Below are 20311 nucleotides of genomic sequence, written 5' to 3' on the forward strand. Positions count from 1 at the left end.
AAGATAAGTCATCGGACAAATTCTCCTGAAGCTAGATGATGTAATTCTACGCACCATAGAAGAACAAGATATCGATGATTTATATCAATTCATATATGGTGAAACGAATCCGGAATGGAAAAAGTGGGATGCACCCTATTATCCCTTAGTGCATGAGAGCCGGGAAGGTTTTCGTAAAACAGTCGAAAAGGCATCTTCAAAGGAAGTACCTTCTTGGGTCATTATGGAAGTAAGTGGTCAGATTATAGGGAGTTTATCCTATTATATTGAAGATCCTCAGTCGATGTGGATCGAGACTGGGATCGTTATGTACCAAGCAGCGGACTGGAATAAAGGATGCGGTACAAAAGCCATGAAATGCTGGATTACTTATTTGTTTCAAGTTCTCCCTATTGTTCGTATAGGTCTTACTACATGGTCTGGAAATGTAAGAATGATGAGTGTGGGTACAAAGCTAGGGATGCAAGTAGAAGGCCGTATGCGGAAGTGCAGAATTGTAGACGGAATCTATTATGATTCGATCCGAATGGGGATGTTGCGGGAGGAATGGGAAGCACGCCATTCATCCTAATGATTCACTCCATGATCCAAGTGTAAAGTGGAAACAATGGATATTTTTATTGATAGAGGCTATTGGAGGCAAGGTTATGTCTAATTTACGCGATGAGAGAGATCTATCGCTTCAGTTGTTTGTGGTTCTAGCCAGAGCCTACAACTCTGTAACTGCAAGATCTAATCGAGACATTCAGAGTCATGGGCTGAATACGACGGAATTCGGAGTGCTTGATTTGTTATATCATAAGGGACCTCAACCGCTGCAAAAGATTGGGGAAAAGGTACTTATGTCAAGCGGTAATATTACTTATGTAGTGGACAAGCTGCAAAGCAAAAATTTGCTACTACGCAGAGCTTCCTTGGAAGATAGAAGGGTAATCTTTGCAGAACTGACGGATGAGGGAACTGCTTTTTTTGAGCGTATTTTTCCAGGGCATCATGAAGTCATTAAAGAAGCAGAGCAAGGACTAACCGATGATGAGAAAATAGAAGCGATTCGTCTGCTGAAAAAGCTTGGATTATCGGCTAGTGGACGAGAAATAGAAAGATGAAATTCGTATGTTAAACCGACCTCAATAAGGTCGGTTTTCTTTTGATTGAAATTTCCAATTGCTTGCATGTTGTTTTATAGTGTGGGACAATTAAATAGTTGAAATCGATATACACTTTGAGAAAAATGGATATTGGTTTCATATTATATTTTAATTTTAGGGCGTAAATATTACATCGGTTTTCACAAGAAGGGAGCTGCATTCTGATGAATGATACCAATAATGCAGCTGGGGAAGTCCTCTTGCGACAGGTGGATCGTCTCGCCGAACAAATTACAGAAAGGCAGTACGAAATACAACCTGAATTAGAACTGAAATATGGCCCGTCAGGCAAAATCAAAACAACACAAGATACAAAATATAGCCTAAGTTTTTTGGCTGAGAGTGTTATGCTGAAAAGTCCCTCTCTTTTTACACAATATGTATCGTGGCTAAAAATATTAGTTGCGAGGTATCAAGTAACAGAGGAAGACTTGCGTATTAACTTCACTTTAATCCAAGAAATCTTAGAACAAACATATAAAGAGACAGACCGAGAACTCTTACTTGATTATTTAGAAAAAGGTATTCAGGAAATTGCAACTGCCCAGCCTATACCTACGTATATCGCGGAAAATCAGCCATACCGTGAAAATACAGAGTTGTATCTTCGGTCCCTATTGTCTGCCGATCGTAAGGGAGCTTGGTCTGTTATAGAGCAATTACTCGCGGCAGGAACTTCTATCCAAGATATCTATCTTTTTATTTTTCAAAAATCACAGCTGGAAATCGGCAGGTTATGGCATATGGGCAGCATTACCGTGGCTCAAGAGCACTTATGTACGGCTGCAACGCAGGCGAATATGTCCAAGCTTTATCCTTACTGGCTGACCAAAGAGAACAATGGTTATAAATTGCTCGCTGCATGTGTAGGCAGTGAACTGCATGAAATTGGGCTTAGGATGCTGACGGATCACTTTGAGATGGAAGGTTGGGACACCTATTATTTAGGTGCCAATGTTCCTAAAGAAGGTATTACGGAATCGATTCAAAAATATAATGTGGACGTACTTGCATTGTCTGTAACGATGACTTTTCATGTTCATTTAGCAAAACGGTTAATTTCAGAGGTGCGAAGTAATCCTGCGACGAAACATGTGTCTATTATTGTTGGAGGACTTCCTTTTAATATTGACCCAGAACTTTGGAGAGAAGTTGGGGCAGACGGGTATGCTCATGATGCCGGTAGTGCCATTGAAGTAGCTTATTCCCTGCTTTCTTCCAAGTGAAGAATAAATCCTGCTTCGTGTTTCATTATAGGTGATCTATTAGAGAGGAGGGATGATATGCCCTCAAAATTTAATGAACACGAGATGACAAAACTGAGAAGTATCATTGCTGAACTTAACAGGGAAATAATTAAGAGTAAAGAGCATGAGCAGACCGTACTCAGTGAATTTTCAAGTATGAATAACGATCTAGTTACGTTACAAAGGGAACTTGCCAAGAACAATTCCAGACTTAATGAAGCGAAAAATCAGGCAGTTCAAGCGAGTGAAGCAAAAAGTGAATTTCTGGCCTTGCTGAGTCACGAGTTTCGAACTCCTTTGAATGGAATTATGGGGATGACTGAAATCTTATTAATGTCATCGCTTACAGAGGAACAGCGGCAATCGGTTACTGTAATTCAGGATTCGTCTCAACTTTTGCTCTATTTAATAAATGATATATTAGATCTATCAAAGCTTGAAGAGGGAGAAATGAAATTAAATCCGTCCGAGATGGATTTACGAAGCATTTCGAAACATGTCAATATGCTTCTTTCTGCAAAAGCTGATAAATCCGGTAATCAACTATACACAGAGATTGATGATTCATTATCTGACACGTTAATTGGTGATAGTACCAGGGTAACTCAAATACTAATGAATCTTGTTGGTAATGCCATCAAATTTACGCAGAACGGTTCAATCTATACTCGTATTCAGGTTTTATCTGAAAAGGATCATAAGCAAATGATTCGTATTGAAGTTACAGATACGGGGATTGGCATTACGAAGGAAGATCAGTCTAAATTGTTTAGACCTTATTCCCAAACATCTGATGGACAACAGTCTAAGTATGGTGGAACCGGTCTTGGACTCTCCATTAGCAAATACTTTGTAAATCTGATGAATGGACAGATTGGTGTCATAAGTGAGTATGGAAAAGGATCTACTTTTTGGATTGAAGTTTCTTTTGAAGTTAAGTCTAACGTCGAGGCGATGACTCCTACTACGAATGAAGCCGAAATGAACCGTTTAACAGCGGTGACACTTGAGACTACAGACTGCATCCAGTGCACTCCTCTTGAACATCCAATTCTTATCGCAGAAGATAACAGCATTAACCGTAAGGTTGTCCTTGTTCAGTTAGAGAAGCTTGGAATTACAAATATAGATACGGTGGAGAATGGAGAAGAAGCGGTTGCCGCTTATCTCAGTAAACCATACTGCCTTATACTGATGGATCATATGATGCCGAAGCTTGATGGAATAGAAGCAACAAAAAAAATCCGACAGATTGAAGAGGATGAAATGCGTCCACATACTCCTATTATCGCACTCACTGGGAATGTTACAGAGAGACAGCGTAGAGAATGTCTCGAGGCAGGTATGGACGATTACTTACCTAAGCCAATCACTCTAGAAACACTTCGAGAAATGATGCAGAGATGGCTTCCTGAAATGCATGATGATTCTATTCTAAATGAGGAAGTGATCATGGAGTTATTGAACCTTAGTGAGGAGAAGAAGGGGGAATTATTAGAAACCTTGCTTGACATGTATCAAGCGGATACGCCGAGTAAAATAGATCAATTGATTCATTATATTAATACTAATCAATGTAGTGAAGTAATCAAGACCGCACACGACTTGAAATCGAGCAGTCTTAGTTTGGGAATTGAACATCTCTCTTTGCTGTTAGGAAAGATAGAAACATCTGCAACAATGGGTTGTCTTGAAGAACCTAAGCGAATGAAAGAACTGTTGGTACCTGCTTACGAGAAGGCTTGCAGGGAGATTAAGAAGCTTCTTTCATCTATACATCAATAATACAACGTTTATGAAAAGGTATCCGCTTCGTAATGAGGATACCTTTTTTTGTGTGCTGAAAAACAGGTTTGCAGGTTAGGAAATCATAGACGGTTTAAGTACAATATATCAATAGATAGAGGAGAGAAATTGGATGTGGATTTTACTGCTAATACTTCTTATGATTGCAGCCTTGCTGTGGGCGTCAGTCTCCTATTTCTATAAAGTGGCGATAAAAAGAACACCTAAACCAATGATCATCAAGAATACAGAACAGATGGCAGGAGATAAAGTGGTTTCAACGAGTCCTGATTATTCCTGGATTAGAGCTCAATCACCTGAGCAGGTGGAGATCACTTCTTTTGACGGATTAAAACTTTGCGGCACCTGGATACCGGGAAAAGGAAAAGAGAATAAGATCGTTATTTTATCTCACGGGTATACAGGCCGCGGATATGAGATGGCGGGGTTCGCTCGTTTTTATATAGAAGAGCTTGGATTTCGTGTATTAATGCCAGATCACCGAGGTCATGGGGCCAGTGAAGGCGACTATATTGGATTTGGTTGGCATGACCGGCTTGATCATGTGAGATGGATCGATTTTGTGATTGAAAAGTGGGGAGAGGACAGTGAAATCCTGCTGCATGGTATCTCGATGGGGGCTGCTTCCGTTCTCATGGCAAGCGGTGAGAAACTGCCCTCCCAAGTGAAAGGAATTGTAGCGGATTGCGCGTACACCTCAGTCAAAGATGAATTGTCTTACCAAATGAAGCAGATGTTCAAACTTCCTTCCTTTCCGTTCCTTCCGCTAGTCAGTCTATATACGAGGTGGAAAGCCGGCTATCGTTTTTGGGAAGCTTCTGCCTTAAAGCAAGTTAAACAAACACAGCTGCCTATTTTATATATCCACGGGGGTGAAGATACCTTCGTTCCTACTTCTATGGCTCATGAGCTGTACCGAGAAAGTGCTGGTGACAAATATTTGTATATCGTTCCTGAAGCTGCACATGGTACTTCTTTTCTAGTAGATTCGGAGGGATATAAACGTCATATAAAAGATTTTGTAGCCCGCTATTTAGGACAAAATACGGAAATAAGAACGGAAAAGTGGCTATAAAAGGTTTCATTATGGGTAATGGTAGTTCAAACAACAATTTTAGAAAGGGGATGGGCCCATATGTCTGAACAACAATTTAAAGAAGCGCGCAAAATGGAGGAAACGTATCATCGTAATTTTTATAAAGAACACGATCTCTATGAAGAAGGGACTTGGATGGCCGGACCCATGCCGATTGTCATGGAAACCCTTGACCGGTTAAGAGCTTTTAAAGATCATCTTACCGTGTTGGATCTTGGAGCAGGTGCAGGCAGAAACACGATTGCGATAGCAGATAAATTGCGCGGAACGAACAGCAGAGTCGTAGCGGTAGATTTACTAGAGGAAGCGATTGATAGTTTACATGAGCACGCAAAAAAATATCAAGTCGATCACTTTATAACGGCGGAACAGGCGGACATTGAACATTACGAGATTGAGCCAAAGCGGTATGATTATATCGCAGCCTGTTCTTGTCTAGAACATGTATCCTCTGAAGAAGCGCTCCATCAGGTGCTTGACCGAATGCAGGCAGGTACAAAAATAGGCGGTATACACCTCATTACGATGAGTACCGGAGTAGAGGAAGTAAAACTTTCGAATCTTGAACCAATCAAACCACTGATCGAACTAAATTTACCTACGCAATATGCTGAAGATTTATTAACTCATCGTTATCAGGACGATTGGGATATTTTATTCACAGAGCGAGTCACACAGGCGATTCCTGAAGAAAAGTATGATGAGCCTACTGAATTCCGCTGTCAGTTACTTCGATTTGCTGCAAGAAAAAGAAAATAATAAAAAAACAACAGGCTCATGAAGTCTGTTGTTTTTTACATTATGGATAAAAGTGCAAACATTTGATTGTCGCTGTAGTAAGTTCGCTCTATAATTAAGTATGTGAATCTATGAAGTGTCATTCTAGATTAAATAGTATAGAAGAAAAGGAGGACGATCACATTTGACATATGAAGAACGTTTGCGAGATATAATGAATCAGCCGCAAATTATCGATGACCTTAAACGGGTTCGCGAACTTGGCTTACCAGAGGGATGTATAGCTGCTGGTTATGTAAGGAACCGAGTGTGGGATGTACTGCACGAATATAAAGACGCAACTCCGCTGAATGATATTGATGTCATTTATTATGATCCTAAGCAGTTAGATGAATGGATTGATATCCAGTATGAGAAACAATTACAGTCAGGGCAGATTGGACGAAAATGGCAAGTTAAGAACCAAGCAAGAATGCATGAATATAATATGGATCCTCCCTACCAATCCGTAGAAGATGCGATGAGGTACTGGACTGAGACAGCGACTGCGGTTGCGATTCGTCTGAATGATCAAGATGAGCTGGAGATCATAGCTCCATTTGGTTTATCTGATCTGTTCGAGATGAATGTGAAAAAAAGTCCATATTTCCGGAATGTTGGGCTGTATAGACAAAGAGTATTTGAAAAGAAATGGCTTGATCATTGGCCTTTATTGTTGATGATGGACTGATAGCTCATAGATTGTAGAGAAATATGAGATAGAGAGAAATAAGATACAATAATAGAGAATATCTATTATGCTACTCATTTTATAAGGGAAAAAGCGGGGGAAATAAAGTATGCCTTGGCCAATGGTACATTTAACGGTTGCCCATCTGGTTCAACAAGGACGTCCATCACCATCTTTTGTTCTGGGCAACATTGCACCTAATGCTGTTCTTACAAGACGGAATATGAATGATCAAATGAAGTGGAATACTCATCTCTGTAAGGTGGAAGGGATTCTGCCGCGGGTAAGAGAAATTCAGCAGTTTCATGTATCACATACGAATATTCATCTTGGTGAAGATTACAGACAGTTTCTTATGGGGTATGCTGCGCATATATACGTCGATTTGAGATGGGCTGAAACCGTATATAAAGGGATGGAAAATCTAGCACAAAACATTTTTCTGTACCGATGGTATACGCAGTTTCGCTCATTTCAATCACTATATAACCGGGACGTCACACAACTGGAATACATACTCATGGATACGCATCCAGAAACAAAGCAATTACTCGAATTACTTGAATCCGCACCTGCTGCAGCCATGGGCAGACTCGTCTCACTTCAAGAAGTAGATGATTATCGGTATGATATCCTTCGTAAATTAGAAGAACCGATTAAACCTCGCTCACTACGGCTCATGGATATTGAACGGATAGAACAATTTATTCAAGAAACAGCGGAAGAATTACGTTTCTTGTTACCTTCCTGGTCAGCGTTTAGTTCATCAACCGATCCTGTTGAAGAGGTTTACAGCAATAATCCATATCATGGTTGAAAATGAAATGTTCGTGTGTGATTCTATAAGAGACTTGAAATATTCTTGTAAAAGCCCTAAAGTACGTATAGTAAATGCGCATGAATAGGAGGATATACATTGTTTATTTCTTTACAAGATCGTTTAGAAGATCCTATAGTACAGGAACTCATTGAATACGCTACCCTTCCAGAGCAGGAATACGTACTTGCAGCCCTGAAGGAATATAAAGAACAAGACGCTATGACGTTGTACGGTTTCGAGGATGAAGAGCAGTTAGTAGCTCTCATCGGAATCGAGAAACAAAATCAAGAAGTGCAAATCAAGCATCTCGCTGTGCTGCCTGAGAATCGGCTGAAGGGTTATGGACGCGGCATTATCTCTGAAATGATTAGTAGTGTAAAGCCTGAAGTTGTAACCGCAGAAACAGACGAAGAAGCTGTGGATTTTTACCGGAATATTGGCTTTATTGTCTATAGTCTGGGTGAAAAATACCCTGGGGTTGAACGTTTCCGCTGTGTGTTTGAAATAGAAGAAGAGGAATAATCCATCCTAAGATGAGAACAGCAAGACTTACGTATCATCCATTACGGTACTAAGAGAAGGAGTATATGCATTTGCCTACCACAGTGTATCGAATTATCGGTTTACTTCTTGGACTTGCAGTTCCCTTTGTTTTTCTTTGGCTGAAAATTAGCTTCCTATTGTTGTTTTTGCTCCTCGTTTATGCGGAGCATCGCAAAGTTAAAGTTCCGCTGAGCGGAACTTACTTTATCGCAGGAATGTTGATCGGGAGTATTATTACTTTTGTTACTTAATAAAAGAGACATATATGACTCTGAAACAGGTGGGTTCACCTTATCAGAAATATATGTCTTTTTCTTTGCGTTTTTTTATAAAAAAGGAGAGGAAAGATAACTTGCCGTGCCGCCTGCTTCCATTTTTACATATGTTGTATGATCACTACCCTTGCCATATTCTTCTGAAATCGATGAAGTCATAGAGAAAGGAGGAGTAGAAATGGTGTACCGTTATCTGGCACTTGGCGATTCACTGACGGTAGGTATCGGTGCTTTATTTGGAAGCGGGTTTGTTCCACTCTATCAAAAAAGACTGGAGTATCATTTACGCAGTCCTGTTCTTGTAAGTAACCAAGGAATCAATGGACTCACGTCCCAAAGACTTCTATCCATGGTAAGATACAATCAATACTTGCGGAATCTCATTGTACATGCTGACATTATTACGATCTCCATTGGCGGGAATGATTTGATTCAGGCAGCTCGTTCAACGAGGTGGAATTTGAGTTCTCCATTATTCACCCAGACTTTGGACGTATGTGAGTATCATATGAGAGAGATGCTTTCACAGATCCAATCCTTAAAAAAGGATTCACCTTACTTTATTCGGCTCGTCGGACTGTATAATCCGCTGCCTAAGAATGAGGCTGCCTATCATTGGGTGAAACAATATAATGACTTTCTTACAAGTCTAGATAGTCCTAAAATAGCAACGGCCCAGCTTCTGTATGCTTTTCAGGGAAGGGAAAGGGAATTATTATTTTTTGATAAGGTCCATCCAAGCAGTAAAGGATATCGGGTTATCGAATCGCAGCTGGATCGTGTAGGCTATGCTCCGCTGTTGAAGCTAGAGAAGCCTCACATATTACGCAAAAAGAAGAAATAAGAATAGGAAGGGTGCAAGCAAAAGCCAGCTTGTATCCTCTACGTTTCGGTTAGAGGAATATTTCGATATAGAAGAAGGAGCAACCATATATGCAAATAGCAAACAGATCCTCCATCACAAAAGAAGAAGAATTACAGGTTCGCCGTATGCTTATAAATTACTTCGAGCCTTCCTTATCAGGAACAGAACTTGAGAATTGTATGATTTGGCGGTTAACAGGAGGGATGAACAACTCTACGTACTTGATTCATCTGAAAGGGAAGCGATATGTACTACGTATGTACAATAGTCACCAGGATAAAGACAAGGTTAAGTATGAACATGCTATTCTGAATAGCCTTACAATACATAAGCAAGCGTTTGTATATCCGCAGCTGGTACAGACATTGGAAAATACGACATTTACTCATCACGAAGGGAAAATCGGAGCCTTATTTCATTATCAAGAAGGGAGTAATGCGGTACGAATGGGGCCGAGTCAATACTTGCAATTGGGACAAAAAGCGGGCCAGGTTACACTCGCATTGTCTCGAATAACGGTTCCTTTAGCGCCTGTATATCCACCTTACTACAGATTGGATCTAGCTTATCCGGAAATTTCGCAAGCAAAGTTCATTCGCTTTCTACAGCAACCCGACTCGTCTTTTCTAACCCTGCGTCAAGAAACCAAGGAAATAGCAGAAGTAATTGAAGAGCTGTTCATCAAGACTCGCGGGGGACTCGAAGATCTTCCTCACCAACTCGTACATGGAGATCTGAATGCTTCTAATATCTTAGTAAATGAAGAAGGGGATATAACCACGATTCTTGATTTTGAGTTTGCTACTTGGGACCTTCGTGTGATGGAACTGGCTGTTCCTCTTTCAGATCTCATCACTGGCATGATTTTGAATGAGAACTATACCGCAAAAGCAGAAGAGAAGATGTGGAACAATCTTAATGCGCTGATCAGCGGCTATACTTCCGAAGTTACCCTACTACCCGAAGAGAAGGACATGATACCGTCTCTTGTTCTTCTGCGCAGAGTAGATGTCGTCATGCATTTTTTGACTCGGTATCATAAAGGAATTGATCCAGCAGATATAGTTAGCGATCAGCTGCAGAAGTTGATAAGCTGCGTAAGGTGGCTTGCGTTACATCAGGCTAGAGTGAGACAATTGTTATAGAAAAAAAAGCGTTCTTCTTCAGTTGAATAGAAAAAGAAAGCTTTTTAATCTGTTTATAATAATTTCCGAAAGAAACTGCGGACAGCCCAGCGACGCTCTTGCCGTTTTTTATATTTAGGCAGAGAGCGGTATACGTCAATCGACTGACGGTAGGCTTCTTTTGCCTCATTCTTTTGGCCGAGCTTTCCGTAGACAAGTCCGAGGTAATAGAAAGATTCACTGGAGGAAGACTGGATGTCTTGAAATTTCTCTACATATTGAAGTGCCTTAGCCTGATCCGTATCCTTGTATGCAGAAGCAAGACGGAGGTAAGGTTGGCCGTATTTTACTTTTGGATTCAGTTTAGTAGCGTGCAGCGTATGTTGTTCCCCTTGTTCAAGCTGCCCTTGATGAATTTCTGTCGTTCCGACCATATCCCAATATTCTGCTGAGTGATCATAAGACGACTCAATCGATAGTAGTAACTGCTGAGCTTCTCTGTACTTTTTGCGTTCAATCAGGAGTCTCGCTAAGTCAAATTTGGAAGTAACGTCATTTGGATTCAGCGCAATTTGCTGACGATTTTTGGAGATGCTTCGCATCCGTTTAAAAGGTTTTGTAATGCTTGGAAATACACCGACAAAACGCCGATCCAGAAGATAAAAAATAAGAAACAGTACAATAATAGCAATAAACGGATTACCAATGATATAGAAAAGCAAACCAAATAGTAAAAACTTACTCATAACCTTCCCCCTGATAAATAATTAGTAATCTCCTCATGTCGAACTTATGGCATTACGAACCTTGCCGAGTTTGCTTCCGATACACGCCGAGTCACTTTAGTCTGATCCTTCTCCAGCAGATGATTGTATCTCGCGCTGAAGCGAACATTTCAATATTATACCATATACGCTCGTGACAGAGTTTCTATAAGTCTAGTAAGATGGAAGTAAATAATGTGGAAAAAGGAGTACAATCATGACAGAGAAAATCAGACAGCAAATCGAGTTTATACGCGAAATTGATAAATTGAAGCACGTATTTCGGCAGTCTTATCTAATGAATCAAGAAAGACACGAGAATGATGCGGAACATAGTTGGCATATTGCTGTTATGGCCTTGTTGCTGAAAGAACATAGTCATGAGGATTTAGATATGACAAAAGTGCTGCACCTGCTTCTCATTCATGATCTGGTAGAAATCGATGCGGGAGATACGTTCGCTTACGATGTCAAAGGATATGAAGACAAATGGGAAAGAGAACTTGCGGCGGCAAAACGAATATATGGGCTGCTTCCAGCGGAACAAAAAGAGGAATGGATGAATCTGTGGCTTGAATTTGAAGAAGGCCTGACAAAAGAGGCACAGTATGCAGCGGCGATGGATCGTCTGCAGCCGGTCCTTCACAATTTTTATACGGAAGGCAAAGCTTGGAGAGCCAATCAGGTATCTGCTGTGTCTGTTAGAAAAAGGCTGGCGGTACTAAAAGAGGTTTGCCCTGCCCTAGATACATTTGCTAATGAATTGATTGACGAAGCGGTAGAGAAGGGTTACCTGTTACCGTAAGACGAATTCAGTAAGCGAGAAGGGAGGATTCTCTTAAAATAAGAGGAGTCCTCCCTTTATTTATTAGATATTAACTTTAAGGAAACAAATAGAACGTTTAGCGCATTAGTCTTCGATAGGAGGAAGGAGTCATCCCGGTATGTTTCTTAAATAATCGGTAAAAATGCGGAAGACTCTCAAACCCGCTGGCTTCCGCAATGGCTACCATTGTATCATCGGTACGCAGCAGTTTTTCTTTCGAGAGAATGATGCGTCTCGCCGCAACATATTCGGTGAGCGTCATCCCCGTATGCTGTTTAAAAGCTCGGCTAAAGTGAGCAGTAGAGATGGAAGCATCCTGAGCAAGTTCAGAAAGAGACACAGGCTGATGAAGGTGCTCGTCTAACCTTTTAAGGGCTTGCGCCATCCAGATCGGCCCCGATAACGTTGTTTTTTCAGGTTTTACAGCATCCGTCATCCGCATCAGGGAAATCAGCATCAGCTGTAACAACAAGAGGGTGGCATAAGTCCTCAAATGCTCCTGACTTACTGTTTCTGTATAAATCTGTTCAATCCATCGTTCGAATTCATCCATTTGTTTGTGGTTCAGTACTTGGATATAATTTCGCGACTTTCGAGACCTTTCGAAAAACTGCTGAATGGATGCTGCTTCTCCTCCCATACCTTGAAAGACAGCAGGGCTGATATAAAAAGCCGAAGACGTCAGCGGATTCTCTGCATCTTGAAAGGTGCGATGAAGTGTATTGCCAGGAATAATGATAAGACTTCTAGCCTTAATATCGACGATCGAGTGATCAATTAACATTTTTCCTTCTCCTTGATGTACACAAATCAGTTCATGCCAGTCATGAAAATGGTCAGGAAGTTCATGTTCAGGAAGTTTGGTTTCATGATATAACATGCGAAAAGGAAGATCGATTGCTGCTTTTAGACGCCCATCCACGGGTGCCTCGAGCTCATATTTCATAGCTGCTCTCTCCTTCTACATACAATATCATCTGAGAGTATATTTTAAGCAAAAATAGCAATTTATGTTCTTTCAGATGATGATACAATGAACAACATAAGGATACAACCACTAATAATAGAGGTGAAGAGTGTGACGGTAAAAAAGGATTATCCAAGACTAAGTATACAGAACAGTAACAGTCACCTAAATTCAGTTCATTCCGAGATCAAACAGCTCCCTGTGAAAGTTCTTCAGATCGGCGAAGGGAATTTTTTGCGGGGGTTTGCAGATTGGATGATTTATGAAAGCGCTATTAAAGGTGCGTTTAAAGGAACGGTAGCTGTAACCCAGCCTAGACGGAAAGGTAGAGGGAAACTGCTGAATATACGGGAACAAGACGGTCTGTATACGCTGCTGACAAGAGGCATTGTTAATGGGACGGCCGTTGAGAAGGCATCCATCATTCCTATTTTGTCTCGTACAATCGACCCTTATGAAGAATGGCAAGATTTTTTACAGCTTGCGATAAGCCCTGAACTGGATATTATCATCTCAAATACGACAGAAGCAGGTTTAACCTACCTGGAGACGAGATATGAAGAGGGTGTACCGATCGATTCTTTTCCTGGTAAACTTACGGTGTTTTTACATGAACGATATACTCACTATTCCGGAAGCAAAGAGAGCGGGGTACTTATTCTGCCTTGCGAACTTGTCGATCGAAATGGAGATGTTCTCAAAAAATACGTGCTGCAGCATAGTATTGATTTTGGCTTTTCGGATTCGTTTCGGGAATGGGTTCAGCAGGACAATCGGTTTCTGAATAATTTGGTAGATCGGATCGTCACGGGTGCCCCTTCAGAGGAAGAGGCGGCTGTACTCACAGAGCGTTTCGGATATGAAGATAAGTTAATGACCTTAGCTGAGCCTTACCATCTGTGGGCGATTGAAGGGGAACCGGACCTTGATGACAGGCTTCCGCTTGCGCAAGCAGGACTGAATATCCACTGGACCTCAGATCTAAAGCCGTTTCAGCTTCGGAAGGTACGTCTCCTAAATGGTTCTCATACCCTAATGACCCCGATTGCTATACTCAAAGGTCAGACATATGTGCGTGAGACGATGGAAGACAGCGAGCTTGGAGTATTTGTAAGAGAAGCAGCGGAAAAAGAAATCATTCCTGCCCTTGATCTGCCTGAGGAGGAAATGCAATGTTATGTCAAAGAAGTGTGGGATCGTTTCCTGAATCCTTATATCAATCATAAACTGACAGATATTATGCTTGGCTCTATCTCTAAGTTTAAAGTAAGGCTGCTTCCGACCCTGCTTGAAAGTATCAACAAAAACGGGGTTCTGCCTGAGCGAATCGTCACTTCTTTTAGTGCACTGCTTCGTTTATATAGGGCGGAACATACGGATAAAGGATATGTGTCAAGCACTTTTAGCGGGCAGATAGTAATCCTGCGGGATGAGGAACAGCTGCTTGCATCCTTGACTCAGCATTGGTCCCAGTACAGCGGAGCTAATATGAATGAGGTCGTTTCGTATATATTGGCAGATGAACAAATATGGGGACAGAACCTTGATCTGATCTCTGGGCTGCGGGATCAAGTGGCAGAGCATCTGAACAAGTGGGAAGAGGAGGAGCATAATGAATACGTATGAATCTTCTGTAACGGATTGGACACGGCTTCATCCGAATGATGATGTGCTCATTGCACTCCGTAATCTAAACGCAGGTGAACAGATTGAGGTAGCCAGCGGACAACATATCATTTTGAAAGAGGATGTCCCAAAAGGGCACAAGTTTGCCGTAAGGGAGCTTCAAGCAGGCGAACATATTATGAAATACGGTTATTCCATAGGTATCGCTAAGGAACAGATCGAGACAGGAAGATGGCTTCATACACACAATGTCAGCACAGGACTAAGCGGACTTATTGACTACGAATATATAAAGACCCCTCTCGAAAAACCGGCGGTTGTTCCTGCGAATCTTCATACTTTTCAGGGGTACAGACGAAGTAACGGCAAGGTAGGAATTCGTAACGAAATCTGGATTATTAATACGGTTGGATGTATTAACAAGGTATGTGAGGCACTGGCGAAAATGGGGAATACAGCTTTTCAGGGCCGTGTGGACGGGGTCTATCATTTTGCTCATCCGTTCGGTTGTTCACAGCTTGGTGATGATCTTAAGTATACTCAGCAGCTCCTTGCGTCCCTTGTATCCCACCCCAATGCCGGCGGCGTATTAGTCATTGGGCTTGGCTGTGAGAATAATCAGATCGAAGAATTTAAGACGTTTATTCCAGCTGAGGATGGGGAGAGAGTACGATTCCTAAAAGCACAGGAAATTGATGATGAGATGGCCGAAGGGCTGCGCTTATTAGAAGAACTGACGGAGCTTGCGGAGAAGCAGGAGCGTGAACCTGTTCCTATATCTGAACTTACCATTGGTCTGAAATGCGGCGGCTCAGATGGTTTCTCGGGTATCACGGCTAACCCTCTAGTTGGGGCTGTATCCGATAAGCTCGTTGCAGCTGGCGGTACAGCAATTCTTACCGAAGTACCGGAAATGTTTGGAGCGGAAACGATTCTAATGAACAGAGCTCGCAGTGAAGAAGTTTATGAAGAGCTTGTGAACTTAATCAACAATTTCAAACAATACTATGTGAACCATGGACAGAATATTTATGAGAATCCTTCTCCGGGTAATAAGGAGGGAGGAATCACCACCTTGGAAGAAAAATCACTGGGCTGTACACAAAAAGGCGGACATTCAGAGGTAGTAGATGTAGTTGCTTATGGGAAGAAGGTAACGCAAAAAGGGCTCAACATTGTGGAGGCTCCCGGTAATGATCTGGTATCCGTAACCGCCCTGTCGGCTGCAGGTGCACATATTGTTTTATTTACGACCGGACGAGGAACTCCTTTTGGCGGACCGGTTCCTACTGTTAAAATTGCAACCAATTCGGATCTTGCTAATCGCAAAAAGCACTGGATTGATTTTAATGCAGGTCAGCTGCTCGAAGGAAAAGCGATGGACGATCTTGCGAATGAATTTCTGGCAGAACTGATTGATATTGCGTCGGGGAATAAAGTGACGAACAGCGAACGTTATGGTTTCCGTGAGATCGCGATTTTTAAAGATGGAGTCATCTTATAGATGTAAAATCATTCTGAAAAATGCGAAAGGCCGGCAGAGATAGTGCATTTCTCTACTGGCCTTTTTTAGCGTGTTCTTTTAGATGATTCCGTAGCTAGCGAGTGTCTTAAGACGCTCCATCGTGAGATGTCCCCGCCATTCTGCTTCGGCTGCTACACTTAGCGCAGGCCAAGAGATTGGCCAGCCTCCGTCTTCTTGTTGAGAGGATAGAAGATGCTCCAAATGCTGCTCCGTAATCTCCTTGGGTACAAAGCGAGCTGCATAGCTGTCTGAACGAGGCGCCCAGTCCAGCACTTTTTGTACATAACCGGTTGCTTTTGGATTCAGCTCGATGACACCAGGCTGCTCTAGCAAATGATCGAGTTTTTGTTTAAGTCGAATGGATCGCTCGCTCTCATCCTGATTTTCCAGAAAATGTATCGTTTGAATAAGATTGTGATATCCTTCTAGTTCAGTGTTTTCAAGGGAAGACCAAACAAAATCTGCAGCCTTTTTAAACCAGTTTTCCCGAAGGAATGGATGCCAATCCTTACATTTATATAGTAGTCCAATAATAGAACCTGATGGATTAAGAGAAGCTGTGTCATCTTTTTCCGTTGTCCACCAGGGTGCATGGGGATAATCGTTTACGTTCTTAAAAGAATAGGGCCAGCCGCCAGTTGTAGGATTCGCATGTTTCTGCAGGAAAAACCCAAGTCCTGTAAGGATACGTTCAGGATAAAAGTGAACTTCATCCAGTAAATGAAGCGCAAACTCAGCACCTTGAGGCTGACTGTAAGGACTGCGAATATCGGGTTCTAGTGCATGCCCAAAACCGCCATCCTGATTTTGATAAGCGGCCAGCGCTTGGACTACGGATTCTGCAGATCTTTGTCCTGTCGCATATTCAAAACGGTAACGATCCAGCAAGCGAGCATGGGTGTACATGAAATGATGAGCTTTTTTCACAACCGGATGAGACACATCTAGTAATGGATATGTTGTCATAGTTTGAATCACTCCTTCAGTGCGTGATCGTATCCTCTTCTGTATTCCTCGTGTTCCTCTATTTCCCTGCAAAACGGTAAGGGAAATAGAAAATTCCCGCACTCTCTGCTACTGCAGATCGTACGGGAATAAGTATCTAGAAACTAGTTGTGATAGCACTTGTAGAGAACTATTTAACTTGCAAAATTTGTACTCCGCGTCCTTCAATTTGGATTGTTCCCTGAAGAGCAGTACCTGTCAGAAGATCCTCGACCTGAACATCACCTAAATCATAGGAACAAGCTTCCTTATTGAAGTTGAGCACAAATAGATAAGAGATTCCGTCTTTTACACGGCGGCTGACTTCAACGCCATCAGGTGTAACCAGCGTCTGTTCAATACCTTTATCGGCTGCTATTTTATCAACCAGGCCCTCTAGGAAGCTAATTTCTGGATCAGAAGCGACATAGTATGCTTCACCAAGGCCAAATACATTACGGGTCAAGGATGGCATGCCTTGATAGAAATCTTCACCATACTCAGCAATCACTTCTGCACCTTCCGTATGGAGCAGATCACAGAGCAGACCGCATTCATACTCGCCCGAAAGTTTGCCATATGCGTTTTTAACAATCATTTTGTTCTTCTGGTCCGGGAATAGTGCATCGATTTCTTCTACCCAGATACCGAGAAGATCTCGAAGTTCACCAGGGTATCCTCCTACCGTGACTAGGTCATTCTCATTAACTACTCCGCTGAAGAACGTAGTAACAAAAGTGCCGCCGTTTTTTGTGAAAGTCTCCAGTTTATTAGCGAATCCGGGTTTCACCATGTAGAGCACAGGTGCTACTACAACCTCATAGGAAGAAAGATCAGTATCGACGCTGATCATATCAACCTGGATATTCTGGCGATAGAAGGCAGCATAGTACTTATGAATTTGTTCTACATAATTCAGTGCTACCGAAGGACCGCTTGATTTCTCAATGGCCCACCAGTTCTCCCAATCAAACAGAATGGCTACTTTAGATTCTACACGAGAGTCAATTATTCGATCTCCGAGTTTCGCGAGTTCTTGGCCTAGCAGAGTTACTTCACGGAATACCCGGGTATTTTCATGGCCTACATGTTCAATGACCGCACCATGGTATTTCTCACAAGCCCCAATGGATCTGCGAAGCTGGAAGAACATCACCGTATCTGCTCCATGGGCAACCGTCTGGTAACTCTGGAGACGCATTACGCCTGGACGTTTTAAAGAGTTGTAAGGCTGCCAGTTTTGCTGGCTTGGAGTCTGCTCCATCAGCATGAACGGCATACCGTCTTTTAGACCTCTCATTAGGTCATTTGCCATCGCTGTCTCACTAGGAGGAGTGGTGAGACTCGGGTAGCTGTCCCAAGATACGATGTCCATATGTTTCGCCCATTTAAAATAATCAAGTTGTTTGAAGAATCCCATCAAGTTCGTCGTTACCACAGAATCCGGTATATATTTTTTAATTGCATCATACTCCATCTTGTAGCAAGCGAGCATACTATCCGAATTAAAACGAGAGTAGTCAAGGGAGATCCCTTGGAAATTAGTTCTGCGCTCACCCCATTCTTCACTGAGATTACTTGGGAGTACGATCTCATCCCAGTCATAGAATGTATGTCCCCAAAAAGCAGTGTTCCAGGCTTTATTCAGGGTATCCAGGTTCTGATAACGTTGTTTTAACCATACACGAAAAGCACGTTCGCAGTTGTCACAGTAACACTCACCGCCATATTCATTGGAAACATGCCATACAAGTACTGCAGGATGATCTTGATAACGTTCCGCAAGCTTGCTAGCAATCCGTTCGGAGTACAAACGATAGGTCGGGCTATTTGGACAGGAGTTGTGTCGCCCGCCAAACTTCCGTTTTCGGCCATCTCGATCTACACGGAGTACATCGGGATATTTAGTAGCCATCCATGCCGGATGAGCGCCGGTACTTGTTGCTAGACAGACATAGACACCGCTTTCATATAGGCTGTCGATCAGTTCATCGAGCCACTCAAAATGATAGGTGACTTCATCAGGCTGGTTTTTAGCCCATGAGAATACATTAATCGTTGCGATATCGATACCTGCTATTTTGAACATACGAAGATCTTCTTGATGTGTTGCCTCGTCCCATTGCTCTGGATTATAGTCGCCGCCGTAGAATATTTTAGGAAGTTTGGAACTAATCAATGGATTCACCTCTTGTATAAGAATAAGTCCATGATATATCATGAGATATATTTTTAAAATATAAGAATTGTAGAGATGTATATAATAATATGGAACTATACTTGAGGTGAAGTTATGCTGCTTACTCCAGAACATCAGCGTTTTTTTATGACGAGCAGAGAACAACCGCTGCCACTATATATTGAAAGTATTGGAGCGAATTTGAATCAAGAATCGATCGTGCGTTCCGCAGGATATCCTTGCTACCACTGGCTGCAGACCATGGAAGGAGAGGGAGAGTTTACTTTCGCCGGAAAAACGTATCGACTTCTCCCGGGAACCGGTGTACTTGTGGCCCCAGGTGAACCGCATGAGTACAAAAGAAAAGGAGCAGATAGGCTATGGTCTACTCTATACATTACGTTTAGCGGTCCGCAGTCGAGTGCTATTCTAGCAACGCTGGAACTTGAACCATCGGCATGTTACCTGTGGGACCCTTCTTCAGAGCTCCAGTTCTTTGGAGAACAAGTTCTTGGCTCAATCGGCAGTGATCGGGATTTAACCGGTCTTGAAGCATCAGGTGATCTGTATCGTTTTCTATTACTGCTTAAAAAATATGGAACGACAGGAAATTCACCTTCGTTGTCTCACTCTCTTGAAAGGCTTGCTCCACTGCTGCAGTTTATGGAAGAAAAATTGAGTGATCCGAGTGTCGGTTTATCGGAAATGGCAGCTGTACTTTCGGTGAGTCCCCGATATGTCAATACTCTCTTCAAGCAATCTTTTGGAGAGACCGCTTATGGATATTTTATCCTGAAACGAATCCGCAGAGCGAAAGAAATTCTCACATCACGTCCGGATATGACGGTTAAGGAAACGGCAGAAGCTGTCGGTTTCCGGGATGCAAGCCATTTTGTAGCTACCTTTCGTAAGACCGAAGGTGTAACACCAGAACATTTTCGTAAATTGTACTAATGAGTGAAACAGTCTCTTAATACTTTTAGTTGCTTTAATCGGGACTATATATAGATCAAAATGATTCTTTAGGATTGATGAAAACGGTTTTATG

Annotated in this window: 20 protein-coding genes; 16 read left to right on the forward strand and 4 right to left on the reverse strand. The window is 42.1% G+C overall.

Going from position 1 to position 20311, the window contains the following annotated elements:
• The first annotated feature begins 43 nt into the window (after positions 1-43).
• The 12 genes from PV403_RS04030 (at position 44) to PV403_RS04085 (ending at position 10413) form a co-directional block, all read left to right on the forward strand.
• On the forward strand, positions 44-571 hold the full coding sequence (locus PV403_RS04030; protein ID WP_306433111.1) for a GNAT family N-acetyltransferase: 528 nt from the start codon (positions 44-46) through the stop codon (positions 569-571).
• A gap of 76 nt (positions 572-647) precedes the next feature.
• Positions 648-1106 (forward strand): MarR family winged helix-turn-helix transcriptional regulator, encoded by a 459-nt coding sequence (locus PV403_RS04035; protein WP_213535708.1) that lies wholly within the window; start codon positions 648-650, stop codon positions 1104-1106.
• A 206-nt stretch (positions 1107-1312) separates the two neighbouring features.
• Positions 1313-2374 (forward strand): cobalamin B12-binding domain-containing protein, encoded by a 1062-nt coding sequence (locus PV403_RS04040; RefSeq protein ID WP_332083671.1) that lies wholly within the window; start codon positions 1313-1315, stop codon positions 2372-2374.
• Between the two features lie 57 nt (positions 2375-2431).
• Complete coding sequence (locus PV403_RS04045) at positions 2432-4180, forward strand: ATP-binding protein (RefSeq protein ID WP_332083672.1); 1749 nt, start codon at positions 2432-2434, stop codon at positions 4178-4180.
• A 133-nt stretch (positions 4181-4313) separates the two neighbouring features.
• Complete coding sequence (locus tag PV403_RS04050; RefSeq protein WP_332083674.1) at positions 4314-5276, forward strand: alpha/beta hydrolase; 963 nt, start codon at positions 4314-4316, stop codon at positions 5274-5276.
• 60 nt (positions 5277-5336) lie between these two features.
• Positions 5337-6056 carry a class I SAM-dependent methyltransferase gene (locus PV403_RS04055; protein ID WP_332083676.1) on the forward strand — a complete coding sequence of 240 codons (720 nt, stop codon included), beginning with the start codon at positions 5337-5339 and terminating at the stop codon, positions 6054-6056.
• A 193-nt stretch (positions 6057-6249) separates the two neighbouring features.
• Positions 6250-6765, forward strand: a complete 516-nt coding sequence (locus PV403_RS04060) for a nucleotidyltransferase family protein (RefSeq protein ID WP_213535743.1) — start codon at positions 6250-6252, stop codon at positions 6763-6765.
• Between the two features lie 109 nt (positions 6766-6874).
• The gene (locus tag PV403_RS04065; RefSeq protein ID WP_213535718.1) at positions 6875-7582 is read left to right on the forward strand and encodes a hypothetical protein; all 708 of its coding nucleotides are present in this window, start codon (positions 6875-6877) and stop codon (positions 7580-7582) included.
• Between the two features lie 99 nt (positions 7583-7681).
• Positions 7682-8107 (forward strand): GNAT family N-acetyltransferase, encoded by a 426-nt coding sequence (locus PV403_RS04070; protein ID WP_213535720.1) that lies wholly within the window; start codon positions 7682-7684, stop codon positions 8105-8107.
• Between the two features lie 71 nt (positions 8108-8178).
• Positions 8179-8379, forward strand: a complete 201-nt coding sequence (locus PV403_RS04075) for a hypothetical protein (protein WP_213535722.1) — start codon at positions 8179-8181, stop codon at positions 8377-8379.
• Positions 8380-8581: 202 nt separating this feature from the next.
• A complete protein-coding gene (locus PV403_RS04080; protein WP_213532499.1) occupies positions 8582-9247 on the forward strand; it encodes a GDSL-type esterase/lipase family protein in 666 nt (221 codons plus the stop codon).
• An 89-nt stretch (positions 9248-9336) separates the two neighbouring features.
• Positions 9337-10413: a phosphotransferase enzyme family protein gene (locus tag PV403_RS04085; protein WP_213532500.1), complete on the forward strand. Its 1077-nt coding sequence runs from the start codon at positions 9337-9339 to the stop codon at positions 10411-10413.
• 53 nt (positions 10414-10466) lie between these two features.
• On the opposite strand, the gene PV403_RS04090 is transcribed toward PV403_RS04085, so the two are convergent.
• A complete protein-coding gene (locus PV403_RS04090; protein ID WP_332083678.1) occupies positions 10467-11138 on the reverse strand; it encodes a tetratricopeptide repeat protein in 672 nt (223 codons plus the stop codon).
• A 235-nt stretch (positions 11139-11373) separates the two neighbouring features.
• Between PV403_RS04090 and PV403_RS04095 the strand changes: the two genes are divergently transcribed.
• A complete protein-coding gene (locus PV403_RS04095) occupies positions 11374-11961 on the forward strand; it encodes an HD domain-containing protein (protein ID WP_213532502.1) in 588 nt (195 codons plus the stop codon).
• Between the two features lie 97 nt (positions 11962-12058).
• Here the strand turns inward: PV403_RS04095 and PV403_RS04100 are convergent, their stop codons facing one another.
• Positions 12059-12928: an AraC family transcriptional regulator gene (locus PV403_RS04100; protein ID WP_213532503.1), complete on the reverse strand. Its 870-nt coding sequence runs from the start codon at positions 12926-12928 to the stop codon at positions 12059-12061.
• Between the two features lie 132 nt (positions 12929-13060).
• Between PV403_RS04100 and PV403_RS04105 the strand changes: the two genes are divergently transcribed.
• Together PV403_RS04105 and PV403_RS04110 are read left to right on the forward strand one after the other, a co-directional pair.
• Positions 13061-14575 (forward strand): tagaturonate reductase, encoded by a 1515-nt coding sequence (locus tag PV403_RS04105; RefSeq protein ID WP_213532504.1) that lies wholly within the window; start codon positions 13061-13063, stop codon positions 14573-14575.
• Positions 14562-16079 (forward strand): UxaA family hydrolase, encoded by a 1518-nt coding sequence (locus PV403_RS04110; protein WP_213532505.1) that lies wholly within the window; start codon positions 14562-14564, stop codon positions 16077-16079. Before PV403_RS04105 ends, PV403_RS04110 begins: the two co-directional genes overlap by 14 nt.
• Before the next feature lie 78 nt (positions 16080-16157).
• Here PV403_RS04110 and PV403_RS04115 read toward each other — a convergent pair whose 3' ends face one another.
• Both PV403_RS04115 and PV403_RS04120 read right to left on the reverse strand, forming a co-directional pair.
• Complete coding sequence (locus PV403_RS04115; RefSeq protein ID WP_332083679.1) at positions 16158-17066, reverse strand: hypothetical protein; 909 nt, start codon at positions 17064-17066, stop codon at positions 16158-16160.
• 169 nt (positions 17067-17235) lie between these two features.
• Entirely contained in the window at positions 17236-19263 is a 2028-nt protein-coding gene (locus PV403_RS04120; protein ID WP_213532507.1) for a beta-galactosidase, read from the reverse strand.
• Between the two features lie 114 nt (positions 19264-19377).
• Here PV403_RS04120 and PV403_RS04125 point away from each other — a divergent pair, with 114 nt between their 5' ends.
• On the forward strand, positions 19378-20217 hold the full coding sequence (locus PV403_RS04125; RefSeq protein WP_213532508.1) for an AraC family transcriptional regulator: 840 nt from the start codon (positions 19378-19380) through the stop codon (positions 20215-20217).
• Positions 20218-20311 lie beyond the last annotated feature (94 nt).

The sequence above is a fragment of the Paenibacillus sp. GYB006 genome, from assembly GCF_036577645.1.
Lineage (GTDB): Bacteria > Bacillota > Bacilli > Paenibacillales > Paenibacillaceae > Paenibacillus.

What these genes read in the sequence shown, in the direction of transcription:
- PV403_RS04110 (WP_213532505.1), top strand. Translation starts at nt 14,562, where the DNA reads ATGAATACGTATGAATCTTCTGTAACGGATTGGACACGGCTTCATCCG.
- PV403_RS04045 (WP_332083672.1), top strand. Translation starts at nt 2,432, where the DNA reads ATGCCCTCAAAATTTAATGAACACGAGATGACAAAACTGAGAAGTATC.
- PV403_RS04080 (WP_213532499.1), top strand. Translation starts at nt 8,582, where the DNA reads ATGGTGTACCGTTATCTGGCACTTGGCGATTCACTGACGGTAGGTATC.
- PV403_RS04085 (WP_213532500.1), top strand. Translation starts at nt 9,337, where the DNA reads ATGCAAATAGCAAACAGATCCTCCATCACAAAAGAAGAAGAATTACAG.
- PV403_RS04055 (WP_332083676.1), top strand. Translation starts at nt 5,337, where the DNA reads ATGTCTGAACAACAATTTAAAGAAGCGCGCAAAATGGAGGAAACGTAT.
- PV403_RS04065 (WP_213535718.1), top strand. Translation starts at nt 6,875, where the DNA reads ATGCCTTGGCCAATGGTACATTTAACGGTTGCCCATCTGGTTCAACAA.
- PV403_RS04115 (WP_332083679.1), bottom strand. Translation starts at nt 17,066, where the DNA reads ATGACAACATATCCATTACTAGATGTGTCTCATCCGGTTGTGAAAAAA.
- PV403_RS04060 (WP_213535743.1), top strand. Translation starts at nt 6,250, where the DNA reads ATGAATCAGCCGCAAATTATCGATGACCTTAAACGGGTTCGCGAACTT.
- PV403_RS04040 (WP_332083671.1), top strand. Translation starts at nt 1,313, where the DNA reads ATGAATGATACCAATAATGCAGCTGGGGAAGTCCTCTTGCGACAGGTG.
- PV403_RS04035 (WP_213535708.1), top strand. Translation starts at nt 648, where the DNA reads ATGTCTAATTTACGCGATGAGAGAGATCTATCGCTTCAGTTGTTTGTG.
- PV403_RS04125 (WP_213532508.1), top strand. Translation starts at nt 19,378, where the DNA reads ATGCTGCTTACTCCAGAACATCAGCGTTTTTTTATGACGAGCAGAGAA.
- PV403_RS04095 (WP_213532502.1), top strand. Translation starts at nt 11,374, where the DNA reads ATGACAGAGAAAATCAGACAGCAAATCGAGTTTATACGCGAAATTGAT.
- PV403_RS04100 (WP_213532503.1), bottom strand. Translation starts at nt 12,928, where the DNA reads ATGAAATATGAGCTCGAGGCACCCGTGGATGGGCGTCTAAAAGCAGCA.
- PV403_RS04050 (WP_332083674.1), top strand. Translation starts at nt 4,314, where the DNA reads ATGTGGATTTTACTGCTAATACTTCTTATGATTGCAGCCTTGCTGTGG.
- PV403_RS04090 (WP_332083678.1), bottom strand. Translation starts at nt 11,138, where the DNA reads ATGAGTAAGTTTTTACTATTTGGTTTGCTTTTCTATATCATTGGTAAT.